Source organism: Leclercia sp. LSNIH1, assembly GCF_002902985.1.
Lineage (GTDB): Bacteria > Pseudomonadota > Gammaproteobacteria > Enterobacterales > Enterobacteriaceae > Enterobacter.
The window spans coordinates 4,291,915-4,308,024 of sequence record NZ_CP026167.1; the positions used below are offsets into that span (position 1 = coordinate 4,291,915).

Below are 16,110 nucleotides of genomic sequence, written 5' to 3' on the forward strand. Positions count from 1 at the left end.
AAGGAAGAAGCATGCAATAGTTATTAAAATTTAAAAATAAAAGGGTTTATGAAAAGTAAAATAATAGTGCGTGAGAAAAATTATTTGGGTGGTGTTATAATATTCTTTCAGATGGATGGGGAGAAATATTATTATGAGCCTATATCTTCACATTATGTAAAAAACTCTATTAAAAAGGTTTCATGCATAGATATTGAAGATGAGTATAAACCCTACTTAGACAAACTAAATAGTGATATAGACTTAGAAAGAGATGGTGGCAGCATACTATATGCAGATAATGTTTTGGCATTTAAAAAAGAACCATCATACTCTCTATGTAAAAAAGTATTGAAAAACTCCGGGGTAAATATACAGTATTTAAATAACCCTACACATGAGTTGTGTAATATCGCGATTCAAAACAATGGATACAATCTTAAACATGTTATCCCTTTTATTAAAGAAGAAGACTTAAACGGTTTTTATAGAATTGCAGTGAAGAACAATGGAATGGCTCTTAGGCTAATCCCTAACCCTTCGTATGATTTACAGTTAATGGCGGTAAAAAACTGTGGCGCTGCCTTAAAATATGTTGATAACCCCACAAGGGAGATAGCTTTAGAGGCAGCAAGAAATCACACCGCTATTTTAGAATTCGAAAACAGGGATATAGTTGAAAAATACATAGATGATGATTTTATTCGTGAATCTGAAGATATTGAATTTCTTCCCCTTATGATGTTTAGAGAATCCATCAAATTCTTTAAAGAGTTAAAGGTTCATCTGGTGATATTAATGGAATATTTCAAAGCTAAATCATTATCATAAAAGGCTCATACTGAGCCTTCTTTAGCCCTTGCAAACATTCGTATTAGAGGCAAGCACTCAGCAGATCACTGGAAATAATTTACAGTCTAGATAATTTATTTATCTTTTATTATCATTATCAATTAAATTTTATTCTATTTTTACTTCTCATATCCTGAGAAACAGGTTCAGATAAAGACTGTTTTACATTTTTTAATTTATCTTTAAAACTTATAACCTTTTCATGCGTCTGAGTATAAAGTTTATTAAACACTTCAATGCCCAAAAACTCTCTTGCTGCATCTAATGTCCTGCTCATATGATTTTCTCTTTTAACGGCAAAATCAACTTGAGATGCCATTTCTTTAGTTAGCGTCTGAACTCTATTTATATAAGTATCTTTTGCTACTGGATCATTTATATCAGTTGGAAGCATTCCAACAGAAAAATGAGGTGCCTCTTTAAATGCTTCCGATCTGGAAACGACTACATCCCTTTCTTTAACATCACCTTCATTTTTTATTTTTTCACTAAATCCTTCTTTGTTAAACCACACCCCCAAAGAACTGGATACTCTCTCAGCATGTTTAACTCTCATTACAGCTCGATTATCAAACATAGCTGTATGAAGTTCTTCTGAAAGATTTCTGTTGCCTTGCTTGAGTATTTCTTCCTGCACTCTTTTCAATGCAGCATTATCAATGCCAGTATCAATATTGAATATTTTTTCATCAGCTTGTCTTTTAACTTGGTAAAATTGTTCGTTAACACTTATTATATCATCTAGGTTATCGACTTCTGCCTGTTCTTTCACTATCGCTACAGGTTCTGGTGTTGGTGCTATGTCTAAAGACTCACCAGCATATAGCTTATTGAAAACTTCAACACCTAAAAGCTGTTTAGCGGCCTCAATGGTATTGTTCATATGGCTTTCTCTACTAACCGCAAAACTAAGCTGATATTCCATATCTTTGGTTAATTGTTCTACCCTTTTTATATAAGCATCCTTTACATCTGGCTGATCTATATTATGTTGATACATACCAACAGAAAAGTAAGGTGCGTCTTTGAATGCTTCGGATTTAGATGCCACTACCTCTCTTTCTTTTACATCACCTTCTGATTTTATTTTATCGCTAAAAGCACCTGTATCAAACCATTCGTTCAATGAACTTGAAACTCGCTCCGCATGTTTGACTCTCATTACAGCGCTATTCTCAAACATTGCTTTATGCAACTCTTCTGCAAGACCTCTATTCCCCTGTTTTAAAACAGCTTGTTGAACCCTTCTTAAGGCTTCATTATCTATTCCTGTATCAGCATTGAATATTTTATTGTTTGCTTCAGCTTTTGCCTTATAAAATCTTTCATTTATTTCTGATATTTCTTCCCAAGTACTCTCTTTCATATTATCACCTATATATTTTGTTGATATATTTATTATATTTTATATTAACAACTAGTAAATATATGGCATTGATATATTTTATTATTTGAAAAAAACTCACGATGTACTAAGGGATAAAATCACTAATTTGACACTTCCTCTATATTTAATAAAATATACTCATTGATATTATTATGGCGAGGAAATATATGAGAAAAGTACAATTAGACAACAATGATTTATTAACATATTTTAATACGATTGAAGAACTCAAAAATCATCCATCAATGGAAGAATATAGAACTGGATATCGTAAGCTACGTGATGATGATGCATTTGCATATGAAATAAACAAATATAGGTCTGCACATACCACACTGCGCAGACTGGATAAGAAAAGACAATCTCTTTTGGCTAGCTTTATTAGTGAGCTTAATCCTATAAGTCACTCAGCCGCTAACACCGCTGCTAAATCATCAGGAAATTTTGATTTAATTAATGAAAGAATACTTTACAGAAAAACCATCGAAGAAAAAAGTGATGCTGAAATCATGGCTCTGGTGATAAAACAACGCACAGAGGCCACCCTTGCGTTCCAGCGCTCTGTTGAGCTGAGTCTTAAACAGCTTTCTTCTATCTCATCAGATTTTGAATCATCAAATAAAAACAGAAGAAAAATGTCTATCTAAATGCATGATGCTCTATCCATATTGGCCGCCACACCAATATGGTATCGACATTTATAATTCATCTGGTGATATACGATCACGCCCCATTTTCTCAAGCAACTGTTGTAATCTCTTGGCTCTCAATTTCTGAGCCTTTTTCTCACCAATCTCCTGATAGTATTCTTCCCGGCGTTCCGCAACGACTTGACGGAACTTCTTCAAAAGCTGTTCCAGTGTTTTCATATCTGTTGTCGCAGCTTCAGCTTGTATTTTTTTATACATATACATAACATGAAATTCATCAATCATATGGTTATCTCCGTTTGATTACAGGATTATTTCCCTCTGCACGAGGGAATATTGCCATGTTTCAATACTGATTCACAGTCATTTTTAACTTCCAGAAAATACGTTCATCCACATCATCCGGTTTGATGTTTTTCAGTACAAGCTCAATGATATGTTCTTTATGCCAGTATAAGATAGTATCTTTCAACTCATCCATATTGATCTCAGATACATCTTTGCCTCTTCCACTTTTAACAGAGTCTTCAACTTCACAAGCAATCAAAACATCATAAAGTATCTCTGATAACATTTCCCCTGTTAAAATATTCATGGCTGTTTCAGGCTGTTTTTCAGAGATACTATAGATCGTTTCGCAATATCCCTGTAATACATTTGTGATAAGATTTATTGCCATTTTATTGCTTTCATTTAAAACAATCTCTTTCATACTGATTCCTTTTCTTAAGTTAAATATTAGATAAATATTAGATAAATAGCGAGAAGGTATTAATACTATTGATTAGATACTATATTGATGATTACAGAACCATATTCCAGATCCATCTCATCATACAGTGTCTCATTTACATAACGATTTAAATAATCTAACAAGGTCTTATCATTCATTATTTCTTCGACAGAGCTACCTCTTAATGCGATAAATATATCCAAGCTCTCTTGGATAAGATTCATCACTTTAGGTGTTTTTTCACATAACATACTTACGATTACTGACATATCATTCTTCATCTGTTTTTCCTATTGTTTATAGTTAGCCCCTTCCGGGGCAAGATTAGTTCTTACTTTCTAAAGTTTTCTGAATACCCTACCAGCAGCGCTGCTACTTGTTCAAAGTTAACCTCATGAATATCACCACAGTTTTCTTCTTGCTTGGTGAATCTCTCAAAGTTATTCTGAATATGGTCAATCACATAAATAATAAATGGACTCATAAAATCAGGATCATCCAAATAATCATTGGCATCTCCATCGCCATTAACTTCCATAAACATATTCCAGCTTGCGCAAAATGATCTACAAGTAAGATCATAAAAAAGTTCTGTTGATTTGTTTTCAATAATATTTTCTTTAGTCATATTTATACCCTCATAATTAAATGCTTTTTATTCATTTCGTTTGTTATTAGCCCCTTGCGGGGCCGAATAGATGACGCCAGCGATTATGTATGCAAAATATAGTGACTCATCATATGATGTATCTGCCTCAGGTTGACAAGCACTTCATCAAAATATACGTTTTTAAGCGATGCTTTATATTTATGTTTTTTCAAGAACTCATTAAAATCTTTCTTACCATTCTCTATTATTGATTTTAAAACACCTTCCATATAACCATCATCTTCAAGATTATGATAGAATCTTTCCCCCATATACTCATGCATACATCGCAAATAGTAGTCATAGTCTTCGCCACTTTTCAGAACAAAGTATTTTGTATCATCATTACTAACATTTATTCCTATTTTTTGCACTTTCATTTTCGCTTCCTCTTATATGTTATTTATTATTTTTGCGTGAATCGGAAATAGTATTTTCAATCCATGCATCGATCTCACTTTCCACAAATGCTACAGTTCTTGCCCCTATGATTACCTTATCTGGGAATCGGCCTTCCTTTATAAGCTCATACATTGTGGTTCTACCAAATCCGACTCTTCTCAGCACTTCAGGAATACGGATTAATCTTTTTCCAGCGATTTCATTTCTCATTTGTCTTTTCCTCTGTTGTTTCGACAAGAGCTATAGTAGGAAAAAATGAGATCGCTGGATGCAGAGATTGGCAAACAAGATTTTTTGCGAAAGTGGCAGGGCGTGGTTTTAGGGGAAAATGGGAGTTTGTGGATTTCGCTGATTTTGAAGGATGGGGACCAGACTTGACAGTGATCCCCTACATGCAGAAAGTGAGTTACTTCCCTTTTTTCTCGTCCTCCTCTTCTTTTTCGTTCATCTTCATCGCTTCGGCTACCTTAGTATCCATCATGTAATCGTTTTTACTCAGCCAGAGGTTAAACAGTCGATCAAATTCGCGCGTGAGCACTTTTTCAGCAAACGGCTTGTCGGTATCCTTGATTTGAGAGCCGCCTCTGATGACTTCAGAGTCGTTAGGGTAGAGGAGACGGGAAAACTGCTCATAAGAGATCTTGGCATCATTCCGCTTCGCCCAAAGCAGCAGATCAAGCATTGGGATAACCCTGAGGTTGATCACCTTTTTGACAGTGCTTAGTCCAAACCGAAACGAACCAATTGCTGGCTCGCCAACGGTATACTCCTTTCGCCATTGAGGAAGCATTCTTTTGATATGCTCAATAACCTCATCGTCAGTCAGAAACTTAATGTTTAACCACAAATACAGTGGATGCCCATCATCAAACTCGTCAATGTCTCTCAGCTTCCGCATCCCATCCTCTTTTGATGTCGGGACAGACGATGCATCGGATGAGTAACCTACTCTGTGAAGTAGATCAAGGTCCCGTAGCCGTGCCTCGTAGCGGCTAATGTCGTTGACGGTCATATGCCTGACATGCAGCCGCGCATCCACTAAAGGGTTTTTCTTTTTTGTAGTTGGGGCGGTTCTTTCTATCGAACTCGCTAAAAGAGGATGACCAGCCAGAATCTTGGCTTCTTCTTGCAGATAGCGTTCATGCCGAGGGTGCTCTTCTTTACTAAAATCATGTCGGTGCAATGGTACACGCCGACTGATTTCATAACTCAGGTCGTTAACTGTGATCTCTTGAAGGACATCATAGTTGCTTAACTTGAACCACTGCTTAACAGCCTTCATTGTGTCACTGGCTTTCATCTGTATTACCATTTCCTGACTGCATTAACAGCGTAAACGCCGATTTATCTTTTGGTTAAGTTACGTCAAGACTCTTGGTGTAGCGGGTTAGGCCGCTGAAAGAAAGCGTTTTTTATCTAAATCGTTCAAGATGCCTTTAGCTGGTTCTGTGTTCGATGTTTATCATCCAGAGATGTACGCCAAAGGCCAGTGGCGTAATGAATTGATTTTAATTGACAATATTGTTATTCACGGCTGAAAATGTTGGTACATTTGTTGTTATAAATACTTAAGCATTATTAATTACACCTAAATAACATAGGATTAAGTGAATGTTCGATTCCTGCAGGGGACACTTTCCTGCCGTCAGATTTACCATTTTTTCCCGCAACTTCGTAAGTTACTTTCTGTTCAATAGCACCCATAAACACAACTTAACGGGTTGCTGTAATGTACTCTCCCGCCATCAGAACGTATCCCTGGCTTACCAGGTAATACAAAATTGAACGGAGAAGTTGATGAAAAAGATCCTGATCGCACTGGCTTTAATCGCCCCATGCTCAGCCTTTGCTGGGGTTGTGTTTCACCCTGTAGAACGCGCAGCCGTGGTCGCAAATTCCGCCCACCCGGTAGCGGCTGCAACGGTTACCGCGCAGGCAAGAAATCACCGTGCCGCCAGGGTAGATGCCGTTAACTGCAACGATGGGCATTGCGTACAGCGCGGTAACGTCATTCGCTAAGCGTTACGGAGCCCCGAAAGCTCGGGGCTCTCACCAGATGTTATTTCATCGAATCATTCAGCAGTGACAACACTACCTGTGACGTCTGGTTGGCTTTGGTCATTAACGAGGCGAACGTTTCCTGGAGCATCTGCGCCCGGGCCATACTGGACACTTCCGCGGCATAGTCCGCATCTTCAATCCGCGAGCGGGACGCACTGACCGCAACAGACATTGTCGCCTGGAGATTTTGCGTGGACTCCAACCGGTTCGCCACAGCGCCCAGCGTGCTGCGTCTTTCATCAACCTGTTTAATGGCATTATCGAGCGCGGCCAGAGGGTTCTCAGGATTTTTCAGGCGGATCTCATCGCCGACTTCATCGATATTCAGGGTCGTGTAGTTGGTCGCCGCATCCGTAGAGGCACTAAAAGACGCCTGGTAGTAGATCTGGAGATCCCCCAGACCATTCAACGTTTTTAGCAGGAAGCGGGCAGGATTCTCATCAGTCAAAACCAGAGTGGCTTTTTTTGTCTCAGTGCCGTTCACCACATCCATGTAGTAATTACCGTCTGCGTCCAGGCGCAGCACATCGTTTGAGATATTCCCTTTGGCATCGGTATAACGCACGTTGACCTTCGCAGGATCCATCGTGACCCGTGACGACCCGTTGACCTGATTCACATCAGAGAAATTATTCAGGCTGGTGGCGTTATTCGCCGTCACCACAAGCGAACTGTTTGTACCATCAGTCGTGGTCGTTACTGAGGCAGTGTAATAGTTAAAATTACCGTTGCCATCGTCCACTTCCATAATGTACTGGCTGCCTGACTTCAGGAGTCGGGAACTGGAGCCGGAAAGCGGATTATTACTCGCATCCCTGAAGCTCAACGCTGCGGTCGTGGCATCAATATTGGGCGTAGTCGTTACGACAGCCGGAAGCGTAGCGAAATCCGTATCCAGTTTTGCCGTGGTGCTGGTCATTTGTGCGGTGACGGCACCCGATGAACCGTAGCTCAGGGTTGCAGGATAATACAAATCATCCTGCTCAATATAATACTGGCCGTTTGATTCTCTTAATGTCGGCGCGGGACTATTGCTTAACATTCCCCCGTTGGTATCGATATAGCTCACCGAAGTAATGGTCCGGCTACTTAGCTGGGTGACGCTGCTGTAGAGAGGCGTTCCATTGGTGGCACTGATATTTACAGTTCCGGTTCCGCTGGCGGTATCCCAGCTTGCGGCCGTGGTGGCCTGATAATAAGCCGGCTTGCCGTCGGCTCCCGTGTCCTGAATGTAATACCGGCCATCAGTGGCGTTTCGCACCAATTGCGGCGAGTTGTATGAGCCCGTCGGATACCAGGTTACGCTGACATTACCGCTGTTCAGGTCGATATTACTGGCATTTCCAGAAACCTGATTGATATCTGAAACCTTACCGCTGATGCCACGAATAACGAAATCCTTCAGGCCGATACTCTCTACGCTGAAATTTTTCGATAAATCGAGGGAGATTTTTTCATTATCCCGGGTGCCGACCTGAAAACCGACGGTACCCGCACTGCCATTCAACAGATTGATGCCGTTAAAGTCGACAGCGCCGTTCAGGCGGTCGATCTCTTTAAGGTTTAAGTTGATTTCGGCCTGAATGGTATCGGCATCCACCAGGGTATTGGATTCACTGAGCCCTTTGACTGTAAGCTCGCGAATACGCTGCAAACGATTGTTAATTTCATCCATTGCGCCTTCGGCCGTCTGAATCATCGACAAGCCATCACCAGCATTCCGCTGCGCCTGCTGCAGCCCATTTTGCTGGCTGGTCATGCGGTTAGCAATCGCCTGGTTGGCCGCATTGTCCTTCGCGCTATTGATACGCATGCCGGAAGACAAATTGCGGATAGACTGCTCCAGGGCAGAGGTGTTTTTTGCAGATTGACCCCGCAGCGTTAACGCCATCAGGTTAGTTTTTAGGCTCAGCATTTCGATATACCGATACAGGTTTCTCTGAAGCTGTTATCGGTCGTACAGTAGATTAGTTGATGATTTATTTGAGCCTTAACCAAATTTGGTAGGGGGCGTGGCGCATAATTGCGAATATGTTAATGCGTTCCAGCGTTAAGAAGATGCCCAAAAACCGATAATAACCCTGCCAGTGGCGAGGTTTAAGGAGGATTACATGCCAAAAGCACTACTCATCATCGATATGCAGAATTTTGTCACAGAGAGAATTCAGCAGGGCGTGGATTACTTCCCGCATAACAGCATTGAAAACATGACCTCTGTAATTGAAAAATTCAGAAAATCAGGCCTTCCCGTCATCCACGTTCGCCACCAGACGCCTGAACAGGGCTCGCTTTTCCATCCCAGCTCCTCCTCCAGCTTACCCCTGGACGCCTTTAAAGAATCAGCGAACGAACCGGTCTTTATCAAACACACCTCCTCCGCGTTCAGCTCAACGGGATTACTGGATTATCTTCAGGATGCGCAAATTTCAGAGGTTGTTGTCACTGGCGCGGTGGCCGGATTTTGCGTTAACTCCACCGTCAGGATGGGTGCCGACCCTGGATTAAAGATGACGGTGCTAAAAGATGCGGTAATCAGCTTTGAACTGAGTCAAGCTCAGCTCAGCGCAAAAGTCATTCATGATGTCACCCTTGCGCTGCTTGCGGCCGATTTTGCCCAGGTTATCCCTGCAGTGGAATTACAGGTATAATCTGCCCATCATTTGACAGATTTCAGAAACGACGATGACCAAACTCACACTACAAGAGCAGATGCTGAAAGCTGGCTTAGTCAGCAGTAAAAAGCTGGAAAAAGTGCAGCGCACCGCCAAAAAGTCCCGCGTCCAGGCGCGTGAGGCCCGGGAAGCGGTAGAAGTGAATAAGCAGGCGCAAATTGAGCGCGACAAAGAGCTTAGCGAACAGCAAAAGCAGGCGACGCTGGCAAAAGAGTATAAGGCGCAGATCAAGCAGTTGATTGAGATGAACCGCATCGTCATTGCCAAAGGCGATATCGGCTTTAACTTCACCGACGGCAATCTGATTAAAAAAATCACTGTGGATAAAATCACGCAAAAACAGCTGATCAATGGCCGTCTGGCGATTGCGCGTCTGGTTGCTGAAGCGGGTCGCGAGAGCGAATACGCCATCATCCCTGCCGTTGTGGCGAATAAAATTATGCAGCGTGATGCGAGCTATATCGTCTTCAGCGGCGAGCTGACGCAGGAAGCGAAGGATGAAGACGATCCATACGCCGATTTTGTCGTGCCTGACGATTTGATGTGGTAACACTTAAAGGCCACCTCCCGGCGAGGTGGCCTTTCTCCATACTTATTAACGCTCGTGGAACGCCTCCGCTCTGGCGCGCAGAATCGGTTTCAGCAGATAGGCCATCACCGTTTTCTTACCGGTAATAATATCCACCGACGCCACCATTCCCGGAATAATTAACAGCGGCTTTTCATCCGTGCCGAGATGGTTTTTATCGGTGCGCAGGCGAATCACGTAAAAACTTTTCCCGTCTTTGTCGGTTACCGTATCAGGGCTGATCTGCTCCAGCGTTCCCTTCAGGCCGCCATAGATGGTGTAGTCGTAGGCGGTGAACTTCACCGTTGCTTCCTGGCCCGGACGTAAAAACGCAATGTCCTGCGGGCGGATTTTGGCCTCCACCAGCAGCTTGTCGTCCAGCGGTACAATCTCCACCAGGTCGTTGCCCGGCTGGATCACGCCGCCGATGGTGTTGACCATCAGCTGTTGCACCACGCCGCGCACCGGCGAAGTGACCAGGGTACGGTTCACCCGGTCGGAAATCGCCTTGCCCGAGGCCTCTATCTTGCTGAGATCGGTTCGCGCCTCGTTGAGCTGCCCCAGCGCCTCGCTGCGATAACGCCCGCGCGTTTCGCTGACTTTGCTCTCAATCTCCTTGATGGCCGCTTCCGCCCGCGGGATGGCGAGTGTCACGGAGTCGAGCTGTCCCTGGGTTTCTACCACGCCACGACGCAGGCGGAGCACTTCGACTTTGGAGATCGCCCCTTTCGCCACCAGCGGTTCAGACATGGCGACCTCCTGCTGTTGCAGCCCCAGGCTACGACGGTACTGGCTGGCCTTGCCCTGGAAGTCGAGCAGCTCCTGCTTCTTCTGGATAAGCTGTTCGTTGAGCCCCGCCAGTTCGCTCTGAATGCGTTTGTTTACGCTGGCGAAAAGCTCCATCTCACCGCTGGCGATCTCCGGCGCCTGCTTCACTATTTCCGGCGCCAGGGTCAGGGTTGTGGCATCGTTCAACTGCGCGGTCAGACGTTGGATGCGCGCCTGCAGCGCCAGCCGATCGGCCTCGCTCTCCCCGGCGTTGGAACGAAACTGAGTATCATCCAGGCGCAGCAGCGGCGCGCCGGCCTTCACCACCTCGCCTTCATGCACAAAGACCTCGGCGACGATCCCCCCTTCGAGGTTCTGCACTTTCTGCAGACGGGACGAGGGGATCGCCCGCCCTTCCCCGCGCGTCACTTCGTCAATACTGGCCAGCGATGCCCAGAGGATCATGGCGATAAAGAAGGCGAAGATTGCCCACAGCGTGACGCGTACCACCCGGGGGGCATCATCCAGCAACGCTTTGTTGACCTCGTTGGTGGTAAACGGCGCGGGCTGTTTATCTCCTGACAGCCAGCTCATCAGGCGGCTAAGCATCTCAACGATTCGCATGAATTTGTCCCTTCTTCAGCGCACTCATGACGCTCTCTTTCGGGCCATCGGCAATGATTTTGCCGTTGTCGACAATAATCAGACGATCCACCAGCGTCAGCAGCGACGCACGATGGGTGACCATCAGCAGCGTTTTGTTGGCAATCACCGGTACGAGCGCCTTTTTGATCAAATCTTCGCTGGTGTTATCCATCGAACTGGTGGGTTCGTCCATTAACAACACCGGCGGGTCGAGCAGTAGCGCCCGCGCCAGGGCGACAGCCTGCCGCTGGCCGCCGGAAAGGCTCATTCCCCGCTCACCCACCTGCATGTTGTAACCGGAGGGGTGACGACGGGCAAACTCGTGCACCCCGGTCAGGGTAGCCACCCGCAGCATCGTCTCGTCATCAACGTAGCTGGCGCCATACACCAGGTTCTCCCGCAGGGTGCCGCTGAACAGATGAATATCCTGCGGCGCGTAGCCGATGTTGTGCCGCAGGTCGTGAACATCGATCTGACGGGCATCGATGCCGTCGATCAGCACATTCCCGCTGTCCGGCTGGTAAAACCCGACCAGCAGTTTCGCCAGCGAGCTTTTCCCGGACCCACTGCGGCCGATGATCCCCACCTTCTCCCCGGGCTGGATCGTCAGCGAGACGTTGCTGAGCGAGGCATACTGATTGCCGGGATAGATAAAGGTCACATCGCGCAGCTCAATGGCGCCGGAGAGGGTTTCCCGCTTCAGCGGCACTTCGTCGTCCTGCACCTCCTGCTCAAGATCCATCATCCGGTCGATGGTGGCCTTGGTCATTCGCGCACGCTGGTAGCGGGTGATGAGGCTACACAGCTGGCCGATGGGCATCATGGCGCGACGGTGCAGCAGATAGCAGGCAATCAGCCCGCCCATGCTCAGGTTGCCGCCGATAATGATGTAGACCCCGGCCACGATCAGGGCCACGCCGCTGAACTGCTGCAGCCAGGCAGTAAAGTTCACCGCCACATAGGAGAGCGACTTCACCCGCAGTTCCAGCTTGCTCAGCTGACCGGTGAGGTGCTCCCACTGATACTGACGCTCGCTCTGGGCGTTGTTGATTTTGATGGCATCCAGGCCGGTGAGTGTCTCCACCAGCATCGCCTGGCGTTCGTTGGAGAGCTGATAGGTCTTCCTGACCCGCGACATCAGCGGACGCTGGATCAACCAGTTCACCAGCAGCGCCAGCGGATAAGCGAGCAGCGGGATAAACACCAGCGGGCCGCCAATGATGCCAATCACCAGCAGGATCAGCAGGGTAAAGGGGAGATCGATAAAGGCGGTCAGCGTCAGCGACGACAGAAAATCACGAATCGACTGGAACTCCTGGAAATTCTGCGCAAAGCTGCCCACCCGCTGCGGGCGGAGCTTCATCTTCATCCCCAGCAGCCGCTCGAACAGCGCCGAGGAGACCACGAGGTCGGTTTTTTTGTTTCACGATGACTCCAGCCCGGTAGTTCGCTGGACTGCGACGTAGCCCGATACAACAGGTTTATCAATAGCTTACGCGCGTCCATCATATGCCGGTGCTTTCTGAAACTTGACCCGGTTCTCCCTCGCGCCGCTCCTATCTGGCTCCTGGAATCCGGGTCGTTCCAAGGAGTCATCATGGCAAAGATCAAGCTCACCAAGACCGCCGTAGAGTCGGCGCAACCCCAGGCGAAGGACATCGAACTACGGGATACCGTCGTGCCCGGCTTCCTTTGCAAGATTACCCCGACGGGACGCCGGGTGTTCATGCTCCAGTACCGCACGAACTCTGGCCAGCCCCGCAAGCCCTCGCTGGGACTCTACGGGGAGCTAACCGTCGAACAGGCGCGGGTCAAAGCGCAGGACTGGCTGGCCGAGGTTCGCCGGGGTGGTGATCCCGGCGGTGCCAAGGCCGAGGCGCGCAAGGCGCCCACGATGGCCGAGTTGTGCAAAAAGTTCATGGAGGACTACTCCAAGAAGCGCAACAAGGTCAGCACGCAGGACGGCTACCAGGGCGTCATCGACCGCAACATCATCCCGCTGCTGGGCCGCAAGAAGGTGCATGACGTGAAGCGGCCCGACATTGCGGGGCTCATGGAAAAGCTGGCCTACAAGCCGACCGAGGCCAACAAGACCTTCGGCGTGCTGCGCAAGATGTTCAACTTGGCCGAAGTCTGGGGCTTCCGCCCGGACGGTACGAATCCGTGCCGCCACGTCCCGATGTACCCGCCGGGCAAGGAAACCCGGCTCATCGTGGACGAGGAAATGGTGCGGATCTTCCGCCAGTTGGAGAAACTGGAGGCGGAGGGGCTGGAGAACTACGTCATCCCGTTGGCGATCCGGCTGCAATTCGAGTTTGCGGCGCGGCGCTCCGAAATCTGCCCGCTCGAATGGAGCTGGCTGGACTTCGAGAACCGGCGCGTGGTGTGGCCCGACAGCAAGGTTGGCGGCATTTCCAAGCCCATGAGCGAGGAAGCCTATCGGCTGCTTTCGACGGCGCCGCGTCTGGAAGGCTGCCCTTACGTCCTGCCGTCGCCGAACGACCCGGCCAAGCACCTGACCTTTGGCGAGCACTATGGCGGCTGGTGCCGGACGCTCAAGGCCGCCAGCGTGCCGCACGTAGGCACGCACGGCATCCGTCATCGCTCGACCACCGACATTGCCAATTCCGGTGTGCCGACCAAAGTGGGAATGAAGCTGACGGGCCACAAGACCGTGGCGATGTTCATGCACTACGTCCACACCGAGGACAAGCCGGTGCGCGAGGCGGCCGAGCTGGTGGCCAGCCGCCGCCAAGCCATCACGGGCGCGCGGCAGCTTGCGGAGGCGGTGGCATGAACGGGCGCCGGCCATCAGCAGCATCGCTCGCAGCGCCCGCGGCGCTGCTGGGCGACATTCGGGCACTGATCGAGGCGGCGCGCAAGCGCGCCGCCTCGACGGTGAATAGCGAGCTTACGATGCTCTACTGGCGCATCGGCCAACGCATCCACACGCAGGTCTTGGACAGGCGCCGGGGCGCCTACGGCAAGGAAGTTCTGCCCACCTTGGCTGCGCAGTTGGTGGAGGAGTACGGCAGCAGCTTTGCAGAGCAGAACTTGCGCCGCATGGTGCAGTTCGCCGCCACCTTCCCCGACGAGCGAATTCTCGTATCACTGATACGAGAATTGAGCTGGACGCACTTCATCGCCCTGATGCCGCTGAAAGACCCGCTCCAGCGGGACTACTACGCACAGATGGCCAGCACCCAACGCTGGAGCGTGCGGACGCTGCGCGAGCGTATCGACTCGATGCTGTACGAGCGCACGGCGCTTTCCCAAAAGCCGGAAGAAACCATAGCGCAGGAGTTGGCGACCCTGCGCGATGCGCAGCGCATGTCGCCGGCCCTGGTCATGCGCGACCCGTACATCCTCGACTTCCTGGGCCTGCGGGACACTTGGCAGGAAGGCGACTTGGAAGCGGCGATCATCCGTGAAATGGAGTCCTTCCTGCTGGAGCTGGGCGCGGGCTTCTCATTCGTCGCCCGGCAGAAGCGCATTCCGATCGACGACGAGGATTTCCACCTTGACCTTCTGTTCTACAACCGCAAGCTGCGGCGGCTGGTTGCGGTGGAGTTGAAGGTAGGTGACTTCAAGGCGGCCTACAAAGGGCAGATGGAGCTTTACCTTCGGTGGCTAGACAAGCACGAACGGGAGCCGGAGGAAGCCTCGCCGCTCGGGATCATCCTTTGCACCGGCAAGAAGCGCGAGCAGATCGAATTGCTGGAGCTGGACAAGTCCGGCATCCACGTTGCCGAGTATCTGACCGCCTTGCCGCCGAGGGGCGTGCTGGTGGAGCGGCTGCAACAGGCAACGCAACGGGCGCAGTTGCAAATCGAGCAGCGCAAGACGGACAACGAGTAGTCCTGTCCCAAGCAGTCGGGCGTCCCGGCGTGCCGCCGTCGCGCTGTCGTGCTGCGCATCGAGCTTCGCTGCGCGAGTCTCGCCCCTGTCGGGCTTCCATCACTGACGCCTCCGTCCCGGCTCGTTGATCCGGGCCTGCGCGCTCCGCTTGCCAAAAATCGACTCTGTGCAGTGGGCGGGTGTGGGCGGTCTTGCTGTTCCCTTCACCGTATCACGGCGTTCTCGCCGTCAAGGGCGGCGCGCGCCATGCGCGCTTGCGTCCTGGCGGCCGTCTGCGACCCCTGACTGCTTGCGCTGCGCCGTGCTGCCGCCGGTTCCGGGCAATTCCGCCCGAGCAACCGGAGCACGATCATGTCGCAACTGTCCTTTCCCTCGTTCGATTCCTGTCTGCTGGTGCGCGACGCGCACGGGCGCTATCTACCGGCATCGGCCGACGACATTCTGGAAGCTGCGCGCCAGGTCATTGACCGGAAAATGCAGCGCGGAGCAGAGTTCACTTCGCCGGCGGCGGTCAAGGAATACTTGCGTACAAAGTTGGCCAGCTTCGAGCATGAGGTGTTCGTAGTGCTGTTCATGGATACGCGCCATCGTCTGATCGAATACAGGGAGATGTTCCACGGCACTATTGACGGTGCGTCGGTGTATCCGCGCGAAGTGGTCAAGGAGGCGCTGCGGCTCAATGCGGCGGCGGTCGTCGTTTCGCACAACCATCCGAGCGGAAACCCCGAGCCGAGCGCGGCTGACCGGGCGCTGACCCAGCGGCTCAAGGAAGCGTTGGGTCTGGTGGACGTGCGCGTGCTCGATCACATCATCGTTGCGGGCAACGAAACGGCATCGTTCGCCGAGCATGGGCTGATCTAGCCCAAGGGGCTTCGGCCCCTTTTTG

General features: G+C 49.1%; 18 protein-coding genes and 1 pseudogene. 8 read left to right on the plus strand and 11 right to left on the minus strand.

Annotation, left to right across the window (positions count from 1 at the left end; translation table 11 throughout):
- Positions 1 to 48 precede the first annotated feature (48 nt).
- Positions 49 to 810, plus strand: a complete 762-nt coding sequence (locus C2U54_RS21160; RefSeq protein ID WP_101705187.1) for a hypothetical protein — start codon at positions 49 to 51, stop codon at positions 808 to 810.
- 118 nt (positions 811 to 928) lie between these two features.
- Here C2U54_RS21160 and C2U54_RS21165 read toward each other — a convergent pair whose 3' ends face one another.
- Positions 929 to 2,197 (minus strand): hypothetical protein, encoded by a 1,269-nt coding sequence (locus C2U54_RS21165; protein WP_103180568.1) that lies wholly within the window; start codon positions 2,195 to 2,197, stop codon positions 929 to 931.
- A 188-nt stretch (positions 2,198 to 2,385) separates the two neighbouring features.
- On the opposite strand from C2U54_RS21165, the gene C2U54_RS21170 reads away from it, so the two are divergent.
- Positions 2,386 to 2,865, plus strand: a complete 480-nt coding sequence (locus C2U54_RS21170) for a DUF4756 family protein (protein WP_103180569.1) — start codon at positions 2,386 to 2,388, stop codon at positions 2,863 to 2,865.
- Between the two features lie 51 nt (positions 2,866 to 2,916).
- On the opposite strand, the gene C2U54_RS21175 is transcribed toward C2U54_RS21170, so the two are convergent.
- From C2U54_RS21175 to C2U54_RS21205, 7 genes are all read right to left on the minus strand, one after another.
- Positions 2,917 to 3,153 (minus strand): H-NS family histone-like protein, encoded by a 237-nt coding sequence (locus tag C2U54_RS21175; RefSeq protein ID WP_047361952.1) that lies wholly within the window; start codon positions 3,151 to 3,153, stop codon positions 2,917 to 2,919.
- Between the two features lie 61 nt (positions 3,154 to 3,214).
- Complete coding sequence (locus C2U54_RS21180) at positions 3,215 to 3,580, minus strand: hypothetical protein (protein ID WP_103180571.1); 366 nt, start codon at positions 3,578 to 3,580, stop codon at positions 3,215 to 3,217.
- 65 nt (positions 3,581 to 3,645) lie between these two features.
- Positions 3,646 to 3,882 carry a hypothetical protein gene (locus C2U54_RS21185; protein WP_103180572.1) on the minus strand — a complete coding sequence of 79 codons (237 nt, stop codon included), beginning with the start codon at positions 3,880 to 3,882 and terminating at the stop codon, positions 3,646 to 3,648.
- A 50-nt stretch (positions 3,883 to 3,932) separates the two neighbouring features.
- The gene (locus tag C2U54_RS21190; RefSeq protein ID WP_103180574.1) at positions 3,933 to 4,229 is read right to left on the minus strand and encodes a hypothetical protein; all 297 of its coding nucleotides are present in this window, start codon (positions 4,227 to 4,229) and stop codon (positions 3,933 to 3,935) included.
- Between the two features lie 83 nt (positions 4,230 to 4,312).
- A complete protein-coding gene (locus tag C2U54_RS21195) occupies positions 4,313 to 4,630 on the minus strand; it encodes a hypothetical protein (RefSeq protein ID WP_103180576.1) in 318 nt (105 codons plus the stop codon).
- 19 nt (positions 4,631 to 4,649) lie between these two features.
- Complete coding sequence (locus C2U54_RS21200) at positions 4,650 to 4,862, minus strand: helix-turn-helix transcriptional regulator (protein WP_101705180.1); 213 nt, start codon at positions 4,860 to 4,862, stop codon at positions 4,650 to 4,652.
- 196 nt (positions 4,863 to 5,058) lie between these two features.
- Entirely contained in the window at positions 5,059 to 5,952 is an 894-nt protein-coding gene (locus C2U54_RS21205; protein ID WP_103181116.1) for a DUF6387 family protein, read from the minus strand.
- A 497-nt stretch (positions 5,953 to 6,449) separates the two neighbouring features.
- On the opposite strand from C2U54_RS21205, the gene C2U54_RS21210 reads away from it, so the two are divergent.
- Positions 6,450 to 6,671, plus strand: a complete 222-nt coding sequence (locus C2U54_RS21210) for a hypothetical protein (RefSeq protein WP_103180578.1) — start codon at positions 6,450 to 6,452, stop codon at positions 6,669 to 6,671.
- A gap of 40 nt (positions 6,672 to 6,711) precedes the next feature.
- Here the strand turns inward: C2U54_RS21210 and C2U54_RS21215 are convergent, their stop codons facing one another.
- Entirely contained in the window at positions 6,712 to 8,628 is a 1,917-nt protein-coding gene (locus C2U54_RS21215; protein ID WP_103180580.1) for a flagellin N-terminal helical domain-containing protein, read from the minus strand.
- 196 nt (positions 8,629 to 8,824) lie between these two features.
- Between C2U54_RS21215 and C2U54_RS21220 the strand changes: the two genes are divergently transcribed.
- Together C2U54_RS21220 and C2U54_RS21225 are read left to right on the plus strand one after the other, a co-directional pair.
- Complete coding sequence (locus tag C2U54_RS21220) at positions 8,825 to 9,361, plus strand: cysteine hydrolase family protein (protein WP_103180582.1); 537 nt, start codon at positions 8,825 to 8,827, stop codon at positions 9,359 to 9,361.
- Positions 9,362 to 9,395: 34 nt separating this feature from the next.
- On the plus strand, positions 9,396 to 9,935 hold the full coding sequence (locus C2U54_RS21225; protein ID WP_103180584.1) for a DUF2058 domain-containing protein: 540 nt from the start codon (positions 9,396 to 9,398) through the stop codon (positions 9,933 to 9,935).
- Between the two features lie 45 nt (positions 9,936 to 9,980).
- Here C2U54_RS21225 and C2U54_RS21230 read toward each other — a convergent pair whose 3' ends face one another.
- Both C2U54_RS21230 and C2U54_RS21235 read right to left on the minus strand, forming a co-directional pair.
- Complete coding sequence (locus C2U54_RS21230; protein WP_103180586.1) at positions 9,981 to 11,345, minus strand: HlyD family type I secretion periplasmic adaptor subunit; 1,365 nt, start codon at positions 11,343 to 11,345, stop codon at positions 9,981 to 9,983.
- Positions 11,332 to 12,786 (minus strand): annotated as a pseudogene (locus tag C2U54_RS21235) (ATP-binding cassette domain-containing protein); the annotation flags it as partial. The gene C2U54_RS21230 and the pseudogene C2U54_RS21235, both read right to left, overlap by 14 nt.
- Positions 12,787 to 12,963: 177 nt before the next feature.
- Between C2U54_RS21235 and C2U54_RS21240 the strand changes: the two are divergent.
- The 3 genes from C2U54_RS21240 (at position 12,964) to radC (ending at position 16,085) form a co-directional block, all read left to right on the plus strand.
- Positions 12,964 to 14,163, plus strand: a complete 1,200-nt coding sequence (locus C2U54_RS21240) for a tyrosine-type recombinase/integrase (RefSeq protein ID WP_014603550.1) — start codon at positions 12,964 to 12,966, stop codon at positions 14,161 to 14,163.
- A complete protein-coding gene (locus tag C2U54_RS21245; RefSeq protein ID WP_016487843.1) occupies positions 14,160 to 15,224 on the plus strand; it encodes a PDDEXK nuclease domain-containing protein in 1,065 nt (354 codons plus the stop codon). Before C2U54_RS21240 ends, C2U54_RS21245 begins: the two co-directional genes overlap by 4 nt.
- Positions 15,225 to 15,575: 351 nt before the next feature.
- Positions 15,576 to 16,085: a RadC family protein gene (gene radC, locus C2U54_RS21250; protein ID WP_016487841.1), complete on the plus strand. Its 510-nt coding sequence runs from the start codon at positions 15,576 to 15,578 to the stop codon at positions 16,083 to 16,085.
- Positions 16,086 to 16,110 lie beyond the last annotated feature (25 nt).

Bases quoted from the DNA above. Each gene is read 5' to 3' on its own strand.
- C2U54_RS21160 (WP_101705187.1), top strand. From the start codon at position 49: ATGAAAAGTAAAATAATAGTGCGTGAGAAAAATTATTTGGGTGGTGTT.
- C2U54_RS21165 (WP_103180568.1), bottom strand. From the start codon at position 2,197: ATGAAAGAGAGTACTTGGGAAGAAATATCAGAAATAAATGAAAGATTT.
- C2U54_RS21170 (WP_103180569.1), top strand. From the start codon at position 2,386: ATGAGAAAAGTACAATTAGACAACAATGATTTATTAACATATTTTAAT.
- C2U54_RS21175 (WP_047361952.1), bottom strand. From the start codon at position 3,153: ATGATTGATGAATTTCATGTTATGTATATGTATAAAAAAATACAAGCT.
- C2U54_RS21180 (WP_103180571.1), bottom strand. From the start codon at position 3,580: ATGAAAGAGATTGTTTTAAATGAAAGCAATAAAATGGCAATAAATCTT.
- C2U54_RS21185 (WP_103180572.1), bottom strand. From the start codon at position 3,882: ATGAAGAATGATATGTCAGTAATCGTAAGTATGTTATGTGAAAAAACA.
- C2U54_RS21190 (WP_103180574.1), bottom strand. From the start codon at position 4,229: ATGACTAAAGAAAATATTATTGAAAACAAATCAACAGAACTTTTTTAT.
- C2U54_RS21195 (WP_103180576.1), bottom strand. From the start codon at position 4,630: ATGAAAGTGCAAAAAATAGGAATAAATGTTAGTAATGATGATACAAAA.
- C2U54_RS21200 (WP_101705180.1), bottom strand. From the start codon at position 4,862: ATGAGAAATGAAATCGCTGGAAAAAGATTAATCCGTATTCCTGAAGTG.
- C2U54_RS21205 (WP_103181116.1), bottom strand. From the start codon at position 5,952: ATGAAAGCCAGTGACACAATGAAGGCTGTTAAGCAGTGGTTCAAGTTA.
- C2U54_RS21210 (WP_103180578.1), top strand. From the start codon at position 6,450: ATGAAAAAGATCCTGATCGCACTGGCTTTAATCGCCCCATGCTCAGCC.
- C2U54_RS21215 (WP_103180580.1), bottom strand. From the start codon at position 8,628: ATGCTGAGCCTAAAAACTAACCTGATGGCGTTAACGCTGCGGGGTCAA.
- C2U54_RS21220 (WP_103180582.1), top strand. From the start codon at position 8,825: ATGCCAAAAGCACTACTCATCATCGATATGCAGAATTTTGTCACAGAG.
- C2U54_RS21225 (WP_103180584.1), top strand. From the start codon at position 9,396: ATGACCAAACTCACACTACAAGAGCAGATGCTGAAAGCTGGCTTAGTC.
- C2U54_RS21230 (WP_103180586.1), bottom strand. From the start codon at position 11,345: ATGCGAATCGTTGAGATGCTTAGCCGCCTGATGAGCTGGCTGTCAGGA.
- C2U54_RS21240 (WP_014603550.1), top strand. From the start codon at position 12,964: ATGGCAAAGATCAAGCTCACCAAGACCGCCGTAGAGTCGGCGCAACCC.
- C2U54_RS21245 (WP_016487843.1), top strand. From the start codon at position 14,160: ATGAACGGGCGCCGGCCATCAGCAGCATCGCTCGCAGCGCCCGCGGCG.
- radC (WP_016487841.1), top strand. From the start codon at position 15,576: ATGTCGCAACTGTCCTTTCCCTCGTTCGATTCCTGTCTGCTGGTGCGC.